This is a genomic window from Actinophytocola sp. (assembly GCF_036002505.1).
In the GTDB taxonomy this organism is placed as follows: Bacteria; Actinomycetota; Actinomycetes; order Mycobacteriales; family Pseudonocardiaceae; genus DASYTH01.
Window position 1 is genome coordinate 1 of the sequence record NZ_DASYTH010000098.1, and the last position, 16820, is coordinate 16820.

Genomic DNA, 16820 nt, shown 5'->3' on the forward strand with positions numbered 1-16820 from the left:
CGGCGCGGATGACGGCGCCGTACCAGACCGACGCCCTCGCCTCGACCGTCACGTCGCCGATCAGCGTGGCCGTCGGCGCCACCCAGGCCTCCGGGTGCACGATCGGCGTCTTGCCTTCGAACGAGAACAGCGGCACCGGCCAGACGTTACCGGCTCAGGGCCGTTCGACCCTTCTTCACCGCACAGCGCTAACGGAGCGTGCACCGCGCCGATGTCCCCGCTGCAACATGCAATCGGCCTATCGCGCTTGCGAGGTTCACCATGCGTCCCCGGTTCGCCCTCCCGCACTGGCGACGCATTGCCGGCGCCGTCGCCTTCCTCGCCCTGAGCGCACTGGCCTCGGGCTGCGGCAGTGCCGATCCGGCCGGGCCCAGCCCGACCACCACGACGACCACCACGACGACGACCACGGTGGCGCCCGGCCCGCCGGCTCCCCCGGCTGCGGCGGTCACGACCCCACCGCCACCACCGCCGCCCGTGGCCACTCAGGAGCCCGCGCCCACCACGACCGCGGCACCGCCGCCGGCCTACTACGCCAACTGCGCCGCGGCCAAAGCCGCCGGCGCCGCGCCGCTGCACCGCGGCGACCCCGGCTACCGGCCCGCGCTGGACCGCGACGGCGACGGCACCGCGTGTGAGAAGTAGCTAGAGACAACCGAGGGTGGCCTCGATCAGCGCCTTCGACCGCGGATCCACGGTGCCGCCCGGCAACATCTGGTTCACCACGTACCCGAACGCGATGCCCTGCCCCGGATGGGCGAATCCCACCGAGCCACCCAACCCATAGTGCCCGAACGAACCCTCGCCGGCCATCGGCCGCTCCGGAAAGGACAGCTGCAGCCCGAGCCCGAACCTGCTGCTGAATCCCAGCACCCTGTCCCGCCCCGTGGTCTGCTGAACCGTCGCCACCGCAACCGTTTCCGGCTTGATCAGCCGCACCCCGTCCACCTCACCGAGACACGCCGCATACATCCGCGCCAGCCCCCGGGCGTTGGCGATCCCGTTCGCCGCCGGCAACTGCGCCCGCCACAGGTCCGGATCGTTGATCACCCCGAACAACCCGTTCGGCACGAAGAAAGCCTTGAACGCCAACCCATGCGGGTCCAGCAGCAGCATCGTCAACGGATCCGGCTCCGCTCCCGGCGGCGGCGCCGGCGCGGGCGTCAATGGCGCCACTCTCCCGTGCTCCTCGTCCGGCAACCCCACCCAGAAGTCGACCCCCAACGGCCCCGCAATCTCCCGCTCGAGCAGGTCCCCCGGCGTGAGCCCGGTGATCCGCCCCAGCACCTCCCCCACCAGCCACCCGTACGTCAACGCGTGATACCCGTGCGCCGACCCCGGCTCCCAATACGGCTCCTGCGCCGCCAACGCCTCCACCATCGGCCCCCACCGGTACACCTCTGCCATCGCGATCGTCTGGTCCACCGCCGGCAACCCCGCCTGATGGCTGAACAACCACCGCACTGGAATCCGGTCCTTGCCGCCCGCCCCGAACTCCGGCCAGTACTCCGCCACCGGCGCGTCAAAATCGAGCTCCCCCCGCTCACTCAACCGCAACGCGCACAGCGCCATCGCCCCCTTCGTCGCCGACGCCACCAGCTGCAATGTCTCCCCGGTGTACGCCTCCGCCGACCCCGGCGCCCGGCGCCCACCCCAGATGTCCACCACCGGCCGCCCGTCGAAGTACACACAGCACGAAGCCCCAACCTCCCCGCGCTGGAAGTTCGCCTCGAACGCCTCCCGCACCGGCTCGAACCCCGGCGCCACGGTCCCACCCACGTCCACCACGGCCGTGAGTCTACGGATCGTCCTGGTCACAGCGTCGCCAGTCGCAGCACCAGGGCCGCCACGGCGATCACCGCCAGCACCGCCGGCGTCGGGGCGTTCCTGATGTCCCGGGCCCGGATGTGGAACCCGACCGCGGCAACGAAGTAGACGATCAGCCCGATCGCCGCCGCGACCCCGACCGGCGCCCAGGCCAGCCCGGCCAGCAGCCCCACCGCGCCGGCGAGCAGGATCACCGCAAGGTGGTTCAGCTTGTCCTCGGGAACCCCCACCCTGACGTAGGTCGACACCACCTCCGCCCGGTGCGACAGCTTCCGGACCGCCGACAGCGTCAGCACCCCGGCCAACACGACCGACACGATCACCGTTGCTGTGAACACACTCAATCTATACACTCGTACAAATTCGTCGGCAAGGTACAAAGAGCCTCGTGAGCCCCCAACGCAGCAACCGCGCACAGCTCATCGAGGGCACGCTTCGCTGCCTCGAGCGGCTCCCGCCCGAACGGATCACCGCCCGCGCGATCGCCGCCGAGTCGGGCGCCAACCTCGCCTCGATCACCTACCACTTCGGCAGCAAGGACAACCTCATCACCGAGGCCGTCATCGAAGGCCTCGACCGCTGGCTCGCCGACATCAGCCGGCGCCTGACCGGCCTCGCCGGCTCATCCCCCGCGGCCCGGTTCCGCCGCGCCGCGGAGATCATGGAGTCCAGCCGCGACGAGCACACCGGCCTCGCCCACAACTTCCTCAGCGCCCTCGCCAAGGCCCACCACGACCCCCGCGTCCGAACCCTGCTCGCCGCCGGCTACCACCGCACCCGCCCCACCCTGGCCAGCGTGCTCGACCTCGGCTCCGACCAACCCGGCACCGACGCCGCCGGCCTCGTCCTCGCCCTGTTCCACGGCCTCCTCTTCCAATCCCTCCTCGACCCGTCCCTGACCATCTCCGGCCCCCGCATGCACCACGCCCAAACCCGCCTCCTCCGAGTCCTACCCGACACGGACGAGTGAACCCATTTGCACCATTGGCAGCAGACTAGTCAGCTGTTCGCACAAAGCCGCAAGTTGGAGCGGTCCACAATGGAATATTCTTGCCCGTATGGACAATTCTCATTCGCCGGCGTATCGACTTCGACATCCCGGCGTCCTACGCTTGCGATACGTCGCCACAAAGGGACCTGCCGGAGAGATCTCCCGGCAGGTCCCTGCTGGGAGATCCTTCTCCACGAGAGGAAATCCCTATGTGCGGCCACTGCAAGAAGTGCCCCGACAGTTGGGTTTGGACGCTTCTGATCCTGTTGATCCGGACCGTCCTCCGGTTGTGGCTGGCTCACCAATAGCGTCGGCCACCCTCAGGGCCGAGCTGGAAGTCCTTAGCTTCCAGCTCGGCCCCTTTTCATGCCACGTGGCCTCTACCGAATTGCCACCGTGGCAAGTTTCGCCCCGCCGGACGGGTCACGTCAAACTCCAGAGACGAACTGCTTGAGTCCGTCCACGAATGGGGTAATGAGCGTTTCTTCCACCAAGTCCGAGCCGACCTAGTGCTGATTTTAGTCGTATTTCGGCGCACATGCCAGCGCCGCCCCGAAAACTGGGTCGAAGAACGAACGAAGCTTGACCGATATCAGCACAAATTGCCGACACGCCGCCGCGATTGCGGGCCACCCCGCAAACTCCGGCCCGCGAATCGCTAACCTCGCCTCCGAGCCAAGGCACGGAGGAGATGTGACGGAGGACTGGGCCGCGGTCGCCGCGACCATCGAAGAGCACATGACCAGGGTCGGCGTCAACCAGCGCGAACTAGCCGAACGCGCCAGCGTCGCCCTGTCGATCGTCCGCGAGCTGCGCCACAACACCGTCCAACGCCACCGCAACGGCCGCACCCTCGAGGCGATCAGCGTCGCCCTCGACCTCCACCCCCGCCACCTCTCCGCGGTCGCCGCCGGCCACCCCCCACCCACCCCCGCCGACCCGGCCGCCCCCACCGACCAACTCAGCCGCATCGAAGCCCGCCTCGACGAGCTCGCCACCCAACTAGGCGCCGTCCAAACCCAACTCACCACGATCATCGACATTGTGTGGCCCAACCAGGACCGCTAGGCACCCCGGTCAGCCGTCATACGCGCCGGACCCGAGCCGCCCGACGACACCTCCGTGTCCAGATCGACGATGACACAATCCGTAAGCTCGCGGACCAGCTGCGTTGCACAGGTCCATCGAATGGCCGGATCACCGAATGCGACGACCTCATCCCCCGCCATGATCGGAACCCGGGTATTTCCCACTCGATAACGCGCGCCGTAGATACCACTAACCGCCGACTCGCCGACGCGGAGGGCAACATAACCCTTCCGCAGCGACGGACACATCCGAACGGACAGCCGCGCACACGGCAAGCAGATGGGGCGGCTCAGTGGCCCCCATATGCTCGGGCCAGTTCGGCCAGTCTCCGCGATAATCCCGAACAAGCCACAGCACACCACGCTCGTCGCAATCGGGCGGGCCCGCACAGATCCCGCACAAGAGCTTGCGCATGGCCCGCCGCTGCCGCAATGGATGAATCCGCCCGAACTCCGGCCGCCCATGGACGCGACGAAGAGTCACCCTCTGCCACAACACCCCGCGCGCATCGCGGTCGGCCAGTGTCTCGTCCACATAGCCGATCCCCGACCACGGACGCTCGATCACCGTCGCCGGCAGACACTCCTCGGCGCTCCACGACACGATGTAGGGAACCACGCCACGCGAGTTGAGAGGCGGCACGGGTTCTCGGCATGCATCCAGTTCGGTCACGACCTGACGGTAAGACCGGCTCAACCGGCCGAGAGGGACTGGGTGTCCCCCTACCCGATCGGGCTACACGGACGGCAGTATTCCGATCTCACTGGCAAGCGAGACCGCTTCGGCCTTCAGCGATCCAGTCGCATTACGCACCAACTCGACCGCGACACCGCGAGTCAGCGGCGCAAAAGGAACCTCTTCGGGAGAAGTCATATACGACATTCTGAGAAAATGCAGGGCGGCATCATATTCGCGACGTTGCATGTGGCCAGCCGCAATTTCGCCGAACAGCCGTCCACGACGTTCTCGGGATGGCACCGCCTGCGGATCGATTCGCTCGGCCCGGCCGATCGCCTCGCCGGCCCGTCGTAACTCGGCAGCGATGCTGACGCCGTGTATCGCGACATTCTCCGCGCCGAAGACCGTCTGAGGATGATAATAACCCGACGGCAGGCGGCGAACTGTTGCGTTTGCGACGTCCCAGAAACCCCAGGCCGAACCCGATTGTCCCTGATATGCGGCCGAAATTGCCATGTGCAGGTTGAGGCTGCCAAACAGACACATGGCGTCCGGGTCTCCCGCCATGTGTCGTTCCAGCTCGGCGGCCGCCTCGGCAACGATCCGCAACGCCGTGTCGGCATCGACGCTCCGAAGCACGTGCCCGTAGGTCCAGGCGCCGAACGCCAAGCTCACGGGGTCGTCCGCAGCGTGCGCCGCCCGAGCGGCGCGCCCGGCGATCACCCGACCCAGTTCCGGCTCAACCATGTCAACAGCGAGGTGCTGAGCAAGCCCGTACGCACCAGCCAACGAAGCATGCGCCAACCTGCGCTGGCCAGCGTCAAGCACGACGGTCGCCTGCTCCAAGGCGGTGATCAGCTCGGGTAGTGCCCTGGCGACAGTGGTGTGATTGTCCGGCAACGTGTGCCAATCCCGCCACGCTTGATCGACACCCGCGGCCAAGGCGACGACATCAGGCTCCGTTTCCCGGTCAGCCGGAGCAAAAGTATTGATGCCCGCAATCTGACGGACCGCCGTCGCAACCGGATGATCTGGACCTTCCCACGCCGAAACAGGCAGCGGCCGGTCCCCATCGATCAGCGTCGACAGATCGTCAACATGAAGAACCCGCGCGATACGAATGAGGGCCGGTATCGATATCCCGCGTTGACCAGCCTCGATCCGCTTCAACCAGTCGGCGGAGTAGCCGACCAGCCCGGCGAGCACCGGGCGTGTCAGACCCCGACGCTCCCGCAGATGCCGAATGATCTCGCCAGTCGTCAGACTGGCCGGAACATCGCTCACTATTCAGCCTTCATCGCACAACAGCTACCTGAACAGCCTATCCACACGAATGATCAACAGCGGTCATCATCTGATCAACATCGCGAAGAGCGCGACGCGACGTAGTACAACAGCGGCACCAGCGAGCCTGCACCCAGGAACTGCTGCCGCTCGGCCAACTCCGGGATGCGGGTGAGCGGTACCCACTCCAGCCGCCCAACCTCCTCCGTGTCCGTCGGTTCTCCCACCTGCTCCGCCCCACGCCACAGGAACACATCTACCGGCGCCGTGATCTGGCCGGGCAGCGGCTCGAAGCTGATCAAGTGCTCCGGCTCACCCACCGGCCGCCATCCGGTCTCTTCGACCAGCTCTCGCGCGGCCGTTGCGGCAGGCTCTTCACCGTCCTCGACCAGCCCGCCGGGCAGCTCGTATCCCCACTGATCCGTCGGGAACCGGTATCGCCACAACATCAACACCCGGTCCAGCTCGTCCACGACCAGTGCGATCGCGATCCGGTCCAGGTGAACGACGTGGTACTCCCACCGCCGCCCGTTGGGCGCTTCGACGTCCACGAGCCCCAGCCGTACCCAGCGACTGTCGTAGACCAACCGCTCGCCGTGCGTCTTCCACATCGATGGAGCCGCCTGTCGGAATCGAACCGACGACCTGTTCATTACGAGTGAACCGCTCTGGCCGACTGAGCTAAGGCGGCGTGACCTCGGACAGTGTAGCGGGGCGGGGGCGTCACTTGTGGGGGGCGGGGTCGTTAGGGGAATGTGATGTGCATGGAGGGCCGGTGAGGCGAAGATCGCTGGTAGGGGCGCTGCTGGGTGTGGCGGTGGTGCTGGGGATGAGTGCTGCGCCGGCGGCGGGGGCGCAGCCGGCGAGTAAGCCCGCGGGGCGGGCGGTGGGGGATGCGGGGACCGGGCTCGCTGTGGTGCGGGTGTTGCCGGGGGAGCGGGAGGCGGCTGTCCAGCTCGGGTTTGGGGTGGCTACGGCGTCGGCGAACAGTGAGGCGACGTTTTCGTTCGAGAAGTCGGTGGCGCGGGCGGCGCCGGGGGCGGTGGCGGTGCAGGGGAGCGGGCCGCAGGCGCCGGGGACGTTGAGTCAGAACGCTCCGCCGGACAATGCGCAGGCGACGACCGGTGGGTTGAAGTTGCCGGCTACGGCGCTGGATGCGCTGGTGACGGGTGGGGTGCTGAACGGGTCGGTGCAGGCGCGGTGGAGCGACACGCTGGGGCCGTGCGTGGGGACGATCTCGGACGCGAGCACTGAGCTGGCGAGCTTGTCGGTGTTGAACGCGATTCCGTCGTTGCCGAGCGTGACGGATCTGACGGGGCGGTTTGACGCTCCGAACTTGGATGCGCAGGCGGATCAGGCCATTGTGGACGGGTTGAAGAAGCTGGCGGGGCCGCTGAGCACGTTGGGTGGGGTACTGGGAGGAGCGGGGAGCACGACCGGGTCGCTGGTGAGCCTGCCGAACACGCTGTCGGCGCGGTCGGTGGTGCGGCTGGTGGACATGGCGGGGACCCCGAACAAGGCCGTGCAGGCGACGTCGACGATGCAGGTCGCGGCGGTGAAGTTGCTGGCGGGGACGCCGTTCGAGGTGTCGGTGAACGTGGTGAGCCAGCCGATGCTGCAGGTGACGTCGACCGGGGACGAGAAGACGTCGGCGGTGAGCTACACGGCGCCGGTGCTGGAGGTCGTGCAGGGCGGCAAGAGCCTGGGGCGGCTGGACGCGGCGAACCCGAAGCTGGACATCCCGATCGCGATTCCGCTGCCGGGGGTTCCGGGCGCCGGGAACCTGCCGATCATCGGCGGGCTGCTGGCCAGCGGGCAGCAGGTGAGCGACGCGCTGAGTCAGGGGTTGAAGAAGCTGGACCTGGGTGTGATCCGGTTGGGCATCGCCGAGTTGAACCAGCAGGCGCAAAAGATGACCACGCCGTTCCCGGGGTTCCAGCTCGCTGCCACGGCGCGGTTGCTGGACCTGCAGGTGCTGCCGACCGCGGCGCTGGGGCTGGCGAACCTGCCGTCGGCGCTGGCGCAGGTCTCCCTCGGCGAGCAGATGGCGCGGGCCTACGCGCCCGACGGCGGGGTGGTCTGCTCGACGCCGGCCGAGATGCCCACCGCTCCCCCGGCGCCGATGCCGCAGCACAAGACGCCGGGGCTGGCCATGACCAGCGTCATGCAGTACCAGACGATCCCGATGTTCTGGGCCGGCACGGCGATGCTGATGATCGGGGTGATCATGGTGGCGGCGTTCCCCCGTCGCCCCGAACTCGTTGCCACGGAGCCGGACGCCGACCCGGACACACCTGAACCCGACGACTCGAGCACAACGAGGTCCGCGACCTAACCGCGGTAGAGCGCGGTGAGCATGGCCTCAACGGCGATGCGCGGCTTCACGTTGAGCTCGATGGCTTCGCGGCAGGCGAGGACCGCCTCCAAGCGGCGAAGCGTCGACTCGGGGGTCCAGGCGCCGGCGGCCTTGGCGACGTCGGCGGCATGGTCGGGGTGGGTGAGGACGGCGGTGGAGCGGCTGCCCGCCACGAGGACATCGCGGTAGAAGCCGGCGAGATCGACCAGGGCCAGGTCGAGAGCGTCGCGCTGGGTGCGGGTGGCCCGGGACTTCTGGCGTTTCTCCAGTTCTTTGATGGCGCCGGCGCTGCCGCGGCTGGCCGCGGCCGCGCCCTTGCCGGTGCCGCCGTAGCCCATGGCGGTTTTCAGCGCCTCTTTCTCGGCGTCGTCACGGCGCTCGCTGACCTCGGTGGCGTCGGCCTCGGCGGTTTTGACCAGGTCGTCGGCACATTCGAAGACGTCGGAGAGCCGGCGCAGGTGGAGCGGGATGCGCAGGACGGCGGCGCGGCGGTCGCGGGCGGCTGGATCGGTGGCGAGGCGGCGGGCGCGGCCGACGTGGCCGCCGCAGACGGACGCGGCCCAGCGCGCGGTGTCGGCGTCGATGCCGTCGCGGAGCTGGAGTACCTCGGCGATCGCGGTCGCGGACGGGGTGCGCAGCGCGACCGGGCGGCAGCGGGAGCGGATCGTCACCGGCACGTCGTCCGGGTGGTCGGAGGGCGCGCAGAGCAGGAACACGGTCCGCTCCGGGGGCTCCTCGATGCACTTCAGCAGGGCGTTGGCGGCGCCCTCGGTGAGCCGGTCGGCGTCCTCGATGATCACGACCTGCCAGCGGCCGCCGGTGGGGCGGCGCGCAGAGGTCTGGACCAGGGCGCGCATCTCGGCCACCGAGATGGACAGGCCCTCGGGGACGACGAGCCGGACGTCGGCGTGGGTGCCGGTGATGGTGGTGCGGCAGCCGGGGCACTCGCCGCAGCCACGTCCGGTCGCGCACTCCAGCGCGCCGGCGAACGCACGGGCGGCGACCGAGCGGCCGGAACCGGGCGGGCCGGTGAACAGCCAGGCGTGGATCATGCCGGAGCCGGAGCCCGAACCGTCCACAATGGACGCCGCGGCGGCAGCGGCGGACCGCAGGATCGCGATCGCCTCGGGTTGGCCGACGACCTGCGACCAGATGCCGTCGATCACCGTGTCTCCGCCGGGGTGAGGGGCTCGTCGGGGATGAGCGCGGCCAGGCGCCGGCCGGCGAGGGCGGCCTGCACGGCAATGCGGACCCGCTCGGCCACCTGGTCGGGTGAGCCGTCCGCGTCGACCACCACGTAGCGGTCCGGATCCGCGCGGGCCATCTCGGTCAGCACCCGCTGCACCCGCCAGTGATGCTCGGTGTTGCCGCGGCTGGGGAACGGCATGGTGCTCGGATCCCGGTCCAGCAGCACGGTGATGTCCGGGCGCAGCCGCGCCGTGGCCCAGTCCGCCAGGCCCTCGAGCTCGGCCGGGTCCATGCCGGCCGCCACGGACAGCTGGGCGAGCGGGCTGTCCACGAACCGCTCCATCACCACCAGCGCGCCGCGGTCCAGCGCCGGGCGGATCTGCCGTTCCACGATGTCGGCCCGGACGGCGGCGGCCACCAGCGCGTGCGCCCGCGCCCCGGCGAGCTGCGCGCCGGCCAGCACGGCCTGCAGCCGGCGGTCGTCCAGCGCCGGATCGGTGGCCAGCAGCACCTCCTTGCGACCGGGGTGCCGCAGCCAGTCGGCCAGCAGGTGTGCCTGGGTCGAGGTGTCCTGCACGGTGTCGCCCTCGACCGCGACCAGCAGTCCGGTCGAGCGCCGCGGCTTGCCCCGGATCGCGGCCAGCAGGTCGGCGATGATCGGCTCCGCGCGCCGGTCGTCCATCTGCCGGTAGGCGATCACCCCGACCAGGGCGGCGATCAGGCCCGCGCCGAGCAGCACCGGGCGGGTGCCGTCGACCATCATGGAGCGGCCCCACGCATTCACCAGCCGGGGCTTGACCAGGCCGACCAGCAGCGGCACGGACGCGGTCACGCCGAACAGGACGATCTTGAGCAGGGACTGGTAGATCGCGTTGATCCGGCCCCGGATGGCGTCCTCGACCTGCGAGCCGATGATCGTCACACCGGTCAGGAACGCCACCCCGGCGCACGCGCCGACCAGCGCCACCGTGATCAGCGCGACGGCCAGGTGCGGGGACAGCGCCACCAGCGTGAGGATCAGGCCGGCCAGCACGATGGCGATGCCGAACAGCCGGTTGTGCGGCAGCCGCACGGCGAGCTTGGGCGAGGTGGCCATGCCGAGGCCCAGGCCCACGAACAGCGCCACGAACAGCAGGCCGAACGCCGAGTCACCGGCCTGCAGGCTGTTGGCGTACTGCTTGGCCGTTCCGATCACCGCGCCGCCCGCGGCGAACGCGCCGACCATGCCGACCAGCAGGCCGCGGACCAGCCGGGTGCTGCGCACGAACCGCAGCCCGTCGCGGAGCATGCCGAACAGGCCGGGACGTTCCGCCTCGGTCTCGGCGAGGGGTTGGCTCCCGACCGGCTCCCGGTGGGAGAGCTCGGGAATCCGGGTGATCAGGATCGCGCTGGTCAGGTAGAGCAGCCCGTTGATCACCAGGATGATCTTGGCGACGTTCAGCGCGACCTCGTCGGTCTGGAAGTCCAGCGTCGTACCGAGGCCGGTGACCAGGGAGTACAGCCCGGCGGCGGTCACCACGGAGATCCCGTAGGTCATCACCATGCTGAGTTGGTTGGCCGTCTCCACCTGGTCGCGGCGGCGCAGCAGGTTGGGGACCGCGGCGTCCTTGGACGGGATCCACATCATCGCGCAGCTGCCGATCAGGAAGTTCGCCACGAACAGCCACCAGGCGTTGCCGACGATGGCGATCGAGCTGAACAGCACGCAGCGCAACAGGTCGCAGGTGATCATCACGGTGCGCCGGTCGAATCGGTCCGCGAACACACCGCCGAGCGGGGCGAACAGCAGCCCGGGAAGCAGCTGGGTGAGCACCACGCCGGCGAAGGCGAAGCTCTGCGCCTGGTAGTCGTGGGTCAGTTTGGTGACCAGGCCGGTGAGCGCGAGCAGGGATAACCAGTCGCCGATGCTGCACAGGTAGGTGACGCCCCACAGCCGGCGGAACGCGCGGATGGCCAGGACACTGCGGGCGCGGTGCGTGATGGACGCGTTGGAAGTGGCCGGGGAGCTTGCCCAGCCACCGCTGTCCACGTTCACGCCCCCGATGACCGCCACCCCTCTCCCGCCACCCCGGCACAGCCAGCGTAGCCGGGCGCGCCGACAGAGGTGCGCCGGATGCCCAACTAGGCATCAGCTGAGCGATCAACTAATGGAAGAGGGTGGTGATCGTGTCCACCAGGCTGGCGACGATCGACACGATGATCACGACGATCACTCCGAGCGCCACCACGACGCCGACCGCGACGGCCGCGCTCACGCCTCCCGAGCCGCCGCCGCTGCGCACGGTCCGGATCCGGGCGGGCAGCCGCACGGTGGGCGTCCGGGGCCAGCCGGCGCGCGGGTTGGGCGGCACGATGCCCGGCGGCGATGGGGCAGGTGCGGCGGGCGGTGCCGACGGGCGGCGCGGGGCGGGGATCACCGGCGCCTCATCGACCTGCTCCTCGGCGGACAGCGCCGCATCGACGGCCCGGCGCACCTCGTCCAGGTCCGGCTCCACCGGCGTCGCGAGGTCGATCCGTAACGGCTCGGCCTCGTAGGTGGCGCCGGTGACGAGCCCGGAAACCGGGTCGTCCCAGACGGTGGGCGGCGGGGAGGGCTGGGTCCCGTCGGGCACCCATGGTGACTCGGCCACGCCTTTCAGTATGGGGGTTGGCCCGCATTCGGCCAACGGGTCAAATACACCTCGCGTGCGGCAAGGCTCATCCGAACGTGGGCCAGCAGCGGCTCGAAGAACGACCGGCGGTAGTGCGGATCGGTGGCCGCCGATGCGGCGAAGTACAACCCGGAGAACATCGCGAGGAACAGCGACACCTGCACCAGCGCGTCCGTCACCGGGAGTTGGATGCCGAACAACTGCCCGCGCGGCGGCTCCCGGCCCACCCAGGACTCGACCACCGAGGGCTCCACGGCGAGCGTGCCGAACACCATGAACAGGGCGAACATCAGCGAGGCGAACACCACGATCTGCAACGCCTGGGCGAGAAAGAGCACCAGGGCGATGTTCACCTTCTCCGGGCGGGTCAGCGGGTGCTTGCCGCGCTCGTGGCCCTCGTCGATCAGGTCGGCGAACGGGGTGCCGGTCACGTGCGCGACCAGGTCCGCGGTACGCCCGGCCCGCAGCGTCCGGACCATCGTGCGGAGTTCCTCGGAGAGAACCGCAACCAGGAAGAGCGCGGCCAGGGCCGCGAGGAAGGCCACCACCAGCCAGAGCCGCCAGCGGGGCAGGGCGGCGGCGACCTGCCAGACCTCGGTGGCGAAGAAGGAGAACAGCACGACCAGCATCAGCAGCGGGAGCGCCCGGCTGGCCAGCGTCCCGACCTTGCCGAGCTGGTAGACGGCGTTGCGCAGCGCCCACGACAGGATCGAGCCCGCGCCCACGTACACCAGGAACAGCAGGACCGGCACGGCGACCAGGTTGAGCAGCACGTGGGTGAGCACGCCGGCGCGCAGGCCCGACCAGTTCTCGACCAGCGGGAGCGCGATGACGGTGAGCATCACGACGGCGGCGGCGAGGACGCGGCGGGTGCGCTCGGACATCCGGCGCATCGTCCGGGCCAGGAGCCAGCCGGCGAGCACCGGGAGCACCAGGGCGCCGACGGTGAGCGTGAGCAGGGCGATGACGTAGCCGGGGTTGGCGGTGCGCCGGGCGAACTCCTCGTCGTCCACGGCGAGCAGCACGCCGAGGCCGGACAGCAGCGGGTCGATCAGCAGCAGGAAGACCAGCGCGGGCGTGGTGCGTTCGAGCAACGCCGTGCCGCGGCGCCGTCGGACCACGAGCGGCAGCCCGCGGCGGCGGAACCACGCCTCCACCGCGCGCCGATTCTGATCATCCGAGCCGCTCACGACGAGCCGTCACGCTAGCGGACGGTCGGCGGTGGCATGCACGAACCGCGAACTCGCGTCCTGGAACCGCGAACTCGCGTGCTGGAACCGGGGACTCGCCGGATCCCTGGGGGTCAGGACTTGGCTTTGGAGCGGGTGGGGGCCTTGCGGCGGGTGGTCGTGGTGCGCTTGGGGGCGGGGCCCTTGGCGCGGCGTTCGGCGAGGAGCTCGGCGGCGCGTTCGACGGTGAGCGTCTCAACGTTGTCGGCCTTGCGCAGGGAGGCGTTGGTCTCGCCGTCGGTGACGTACGGACCGAACCGGCCTTCCTTGACCACCATGGGTTTCCCGGAGGCGGGGTCGCTGCCCAGCTCACGCAGCGGCGGGGCGGACGCGGCGGACGCGCGGCCCCGGCGCTTCGGCTCGGCGTAGATCTTCACGGCGTCCTCGACGGTGACCGTGAAGATCTCGTCCTCGCCGTTCAGCGAGCGGGAGTCGGTGCCCTTCTTCAGGTACGGCCCGTAGCGGCCGTTCTGCGCGGTGATCTCCTCGCCGCTGACCGGATCCTTGCCGACCACCCGGGGCAGCGACAGCAGCTTCAGCGCGTCGTCGAGCGTGACCGTGTCCAGCGACATCGACTTGAACAGCGAGCCGGTGCGCGGCTTGATCTTCTTGGCCTTGCCGTCCTCGGGTTCCGGCAGGACCTCCGTGACGTACGGCCCGAACCGGCCCTCCTTGGCCACGATCTCGTTGCCGGTCACCGGATCCGTGCCCAGCGAGCGGCCCTCCACCGGCGTGGCGAACAACTTCTCGGCGATCTCCAGGGTGAGCTCGTCCGGCGGCAGGTCCTCCGGCAGGTTCGCCCGCTGCGCGGTTCCCTCGACCTCACGCTCCAGGTACGGGCCGTAGCGGCCGACCCGGACCGTGATCGGCCGGCTCTCCTCGTCGTCGAACAGCGGGATGGAGTTGATCTCCCGCGGGTCGATCTCCTCGACGCCGGAGCCGACCAGCTTCTTCAACCCGCCGGAACGGGCCACCGAACCGTCCGGCCCCATTTCGCCGCCGAAGTAGAACATCGACAGCCACGGGGTGCGCTGCGCCCGGCCGGTGGCGATGCCGTCCAGTTCGTCCTCGAGCGCGGCGGTGAAGTCGTAGTCGACCAGCCGGCGGAAGTGCTGCTCCAGCAACCCGACCACGGAGAACGCGATCCAGGCCGGCACCAGTGCCGAGCCCTTCTTCCAGACGTAGCCGCGGTCCTGGATGGTGTTGATGATCGAGGCGTAGGTGGACGGGCGGCCGATGCCCAGTTCCTCCAACGTCTTCACCAGGCTGGCCTCGGTGTAGCGCGGCGGCGGGCTGGTCGCGTGCCCGTCGGCGGAGAGCTCCACGGCCGTGATCGCCTGGTCCTTCACCAGGTGCGGCAGCCGGCGCTCGGCGTCGTCGGCCTCCCCGCCGGCCTCCTGGTCCACCGCCTCCACGTACGCCTTGAGAAAACCGGCGAACGTGATCGTCCGGCCGGACGCGGCGAACGTGCACTCCTCGCCGCTGGCGGCCGTGCCGGTGATCCGCACGCTCATCGTGGTGCCGCGAGCGTCGGCCATCTGCGAGGCGATCGTGCGCTGCCAGATCAGCTCGTAGAGCCGGAACTCGTCGGACTCCAGCTCGCCGGCCACCTGCCCGGGGGTGCGGAACACCTCGCCGGCCGGCCGGATCGCCTCGTGCGCCTCCTGGGCGTTCTTCACCTTGCGGGTGTACTGCCGGGGCTGCGGCGCCACGTACTGGTCACCGTAGAGGTCCCGGGCCTGCGCGCGGGCCGCCGCGATCGCCGTCGCGGACAGCGTCGTCGAGTCGGTCCGCATGTAGGTGATGTAGCCGTTCTCGTACAGGCGCTGCGCGATGCGCATGGTGCGCTCGGAGCCGAACCGGAGCTTGCGGCCGGCCTCCTGCTGCAGCGTGGACGTCATGAACGGGGCGTACGGGCGGCGAGTGTACGGCTTCTCCTCGACGCTGGAGACGGCGAGCGCCGAGTTGTTCAGCGCCTCGGCCAACCGGCGCGCCTCCGGCTCGTCCAGGCGCAGCACCTGGGCGCCGGCCTTGAGCTGGCCGTCCGGGTTGAAATCCCGGCCGGTAGCCAGGCGCGTGCCGTCCACGGAGAGCAGCCGGGCGCCGAACGTGCGCGGGTCGGCGTCCTCCCCCGCGTCGAGCTTCGCCGAGATGTCCCAGTACGAGGCGGAGACGAAGCGCATCCGCTCGCGCTCGCGCTCCACCACGATCCGGGTGGCCACCGACTGCACCCGGCCGGCGGAGAGGTTGCGCATGATCTTCTTCCAGAGCACCGGGCTGACCTCGTAGCCGTACAGCCGGTCGAGGATGCGCCGGGTCTCCTGAGCGTCCACCAGATCCTGGTCGAGGTCCCGGGTGTTCTCCGCGGCCTCCCGGATGGCCGGCTCGGTGATCTCGTGGAAGACCATGCGGCGCACCGGAACCTTGGGCTTGAGCGCCTCCAGCAGGTGCCAGGCGATGGCCTCGCCCTCGCGGTCGCCGTCCGTGGCCAGGTACAGCTCGTCGACGCCCTTGAGCGCCTCCTTCAGCTCGGTGACCGTGGAGCGCTTGTCCGGGGTGACGATGTAGATCGGCTCGAAGCCGTTGTCGACGTTGACGCCCAGGTTCGCCCACGGCTCGCCCTTGTACTTGGCCGGCACCTCGGCGGCCTTGCGGGGCAGGTCACGGATGTGGCCGCGGGAGGACTCCACGACGAAGTTCCGGCCGAGGTACGAGGCGATCTTGCGTGCCTTGGCCGGCGACTCGACGATCACCAGGCGGCGCGTCGATCTGTCGGCTGCTCTCGTCGTCTTCTCCGATGCCACTACAAGCCCTGCTCTCTCGTCCCGCGCGGGCGGCGATGCCCGGTGTCAGCACGCCAGTGTGCCCTCATCCGCCGCACACTTCGTACTGGGAGTATTACTCGTTACCACTTGTAGCAGGCTTACCCGGTCGCACGCACGCGCGAAACCACGGGCCACTCACCGTGTGGCACCTCGACCGGAGACCCGCCGACAAGCTCGGCCAAGCGGTTCAACCGGCGCTGCCCGGACACCCGAAGGCCCGGTCCGCCGCCACGCACTCCCATCGTCGCGGCCAACCCACATCGTGCCAGAGCGCCGCCGAGCGGCTCGTGGGTGTCCGGGGCGCGCGGGTCGAGCCCCAGCAGATAGCCGCCCTCCGACCAGCGGCCGGCGGCCATCGCCCAGAGCCGGAGCATCGCCCCGTCCAGCGCCAACCCGGGCGGCACCGCCTTCACCGCGCCCCTGGTCCAGTCCACCGCGAACCCGATGAGATCGGCGCGGAACGGCGTGCGCACCAGCGGACTGTCCTCCTCGGAGGTGGTCAACTCGGCCGGCACACCCCGCTCGGCGCAGGCGGCGACCAGGGCCTGGGCCCGCCACAGCTCGTCCACCACGACGCTGAGCCGGGCCGCGGTGCCGCCGAAGCTCACCACCTGGCCCTGGCAGCACAGCAGGCCGGCGAGGTCGTCCAGCACCGGCGGGTTGGCCTCGGCCGAGAAGAACGACAGCTGGGCCATCCGGCAA

At 69.8% G+C, this 16820-nt stretch carries 15 protein-coding genes, 1 tRNA gene and 1 pseudogene; 4 read left to right on the forward strand and 13 right to left on the reverse strand.

Annotated features, from left to right (window positions below; translation table 11 throughout):
• Positions 1–136, reverse strand: a pseudogene (locus VGR06_RS07905) (gamma carbonic anhydrase family protein); the annotation flags it as partial.
• A 125-nt stretch (positions 137–261) separates the two neighbouring features.
• Here VGR06_RS07905 and VGR06_RS43830 point away from each other — a divergent pair.
• Positions 262–645 carry an excalibur calcium-binding domain-containing protein gene (locus VGR06_RS43830; RefSeq protein ID WP_414637189.1) on the forward strand — a complete coding sequence of 128 codons (384 nt, stop codon included), beginning with the start codon at positions 262–264 and terminating at the stop codon, positions 643–645.
• On the opposite strand, the gene VGR06_RS07915 is transcribed toward VGR06_RS43830, so the two are convergent.
• Positions 646–1788, reverse strand: a complete 1143-nt coding sequence (locus VGR06_RS07915; protein WP_327558314.1) for a serine hydrolase domain-containing protein — start codon at positions 1786–1788, stop codon at positions 646–648.
• Positions 1789–1814: 26 nt separating this feature from the next.
• Positions 1815–2165 carry a DoxX family protein gene (locus VGR06_RS07920; protein ID WP_327558315.1) on the reverse strand — a complete coding sequence of 117 codons (351 nt, stop codon included), beginning with the start codon at positions 2163–2165 and terminating at the stop codon, positions 1815–1817.
• 50 nt (positions 2166–2215) lie between these two features.
• Between VGR06_RS07920 and VGR06_RS07925 the strand changes: the two genes are divergently transcribed.
• Together VGR06_RS07925 and VGR06_RS07930 are read left to right on the forward strand one after the other, a co-directional pair.
• Positions 2216–2797, forward strand: a complete 582-nt coding sequence (locus VGR06_RS07925; protein ID WP_327558316.1) for a TetR/AcrR family transcriptional regulator — start codon at positions 2216–2218, stop codon at positions 2795–2797.
• A 714-nt stretch (positions 2798–3511) separates the two neighbouring features.
• Complete coding sequence (locus tag VGR06_RS07930) at positions 3512–3886, forward strand: XRE family transcriptional regulator (protein WP_327558317.1); 375 nt, start codon at positions 3512–3514, stop codon at positions 3884–3886.
• 210 nt (positions 3887–4096) lie between these two features.
• Here VGR06_RS07930 and VGR06_RS07935 read toward each other — a convergent pair whose 3' ends face one another.
• From VGR06_RS07935 to VGR06_RS07950, 4 genes are all read right to left on the reverse strand, one after another.
• Positions 4097–4579 (reverse strand): hypothetical protein, encoded by a 483-nt coding sequence (locus VGR06_RS07935; RefSeq protein ID WP_327558318.1) that lies wholly within the window; start codon positions 4577–4579, stop codon positions 4097–4099.
• Positions 4580–4642: 63 nt separating this feature from the next.
• Positions 4643–5869: a helix-turn-helix transcriptional regulator gene (locus VGR06_RS07940; protein ID WP_327558319.1), complete on the reverse strand. Its 1227-nt coding sequence runs from the start codon at positions 5867–5869 to the stop codon at positions 4643–4645.
• 74 nt (positions 5870–5943) lie between these two features.
• Entirely contained in the window at positions 5944–6480 is a 537-nt protein-coding gene (locus VGR06_RS07945; protein ID WP_327558320.1) for an NUDIX hydrolase, read from the reverse strand.
• A 3-nt stretch (positions 6481–6483) separates the two neighbouring features.
• Positions 6484–6560: transfer RNA gene (locus tag VGR06_RS07950), tRNA-Thr, on the reverse strand.
• A gap of 84 nt (positions 6561–6644) precedes the next feature.
• Between VGR06_RS07950 and VGR06_RS07955 the strand changes: the two genes are divergently transcribed.
• Entirely contained in the window at positions 6645–8204 is a 1560-nt protein-coding gene (locus VGR06_RS07955; protein WP_327558321.1) for a hypothetical protein, read from the forward strand.
• On the opposite strand, the gene VGR06_RS07960 is transcribed toward VGR06_RS07955, so the two are convergent.
• The 6 genes from VGR06_RS07960 to VGR06_RS07985 form a co-directional block, all read right to left on the reverse strand.
• Positions 8201–9391, reverse strand: coding sequence for a DNA polymerase III subunit delta' (locus VGR06_RS07960; RefSeq protein ID WP_327558322.1), 1191 nt, complete (start codon positions 9389–9391; stop codon positions 8201–8203). The genes VGR06_RS07955 and VGR06_RS07960 overlap by 4 nt on opposite strands.
• Positions 9388–11457 carry a dTMP kinase gene (locus VGR06_RS07965; protein ID WP_327558349.1) on the reverse strand — a complete coding sequence of 690 codons (2070 nt, stop codon included), beginning with the start codon at positions 11455–11457 and terminating at the stop codon, positions 9388–9390. The genes VGR06_RS07960 and VGR06_RS07965 overlap by 4 nt, the downstream gene beginning before the upstream one ends.
• Before the next feature lie 100 nt (positions 11458–11557).
• Positions 11558–12043 carry a hypothetical protein gene (locus tag VGR06_RS07970; RefSeq protein WP_327558323.1) on the reverse strand — a complete coding sequence of 162 codons (486 nt, stop codon included), beginning with the start codon at positions 12041–12043 and terminating at the stop codon, positions 11558–11560.
• A 5-nt stretch (positions 12044–12048) separates the two neighbouring features.
• Positions 12049–13221: a hypothetical protein gene (locus VGR06_RS07975; protein WP_327558324.1), complete on the reverse strand. Its 1173-nt coding sequence runs from the start codon at positions 13219–13221 to the stop codon at positions 12049–12051.
• Between the two features lie 146 nt (positions 13222–13367).
• A complete protein-coding gene (topA, locus tag VGR06_RS07980) occupies positions 13368–16046 on the reverse strand; it encodes a type I DNA topoisomerase (protein ID WP_327558325.1) in 2679 nt (892 codons plus the stop codon).
• 170 nt (positions 16047–16216) lie between these two features.
• Positions 16217–16813, reverse strand: a complete 597-nt coding sequence (locus VGR06_RS07985) for a hypothetical protein (protein WP_327558326.1) — start codon at positions 16811–16813, stop codon at positions 16217–16219.
• Between the last annotated feature and the right edge of the window lie 7 nt (positions 16814–16820).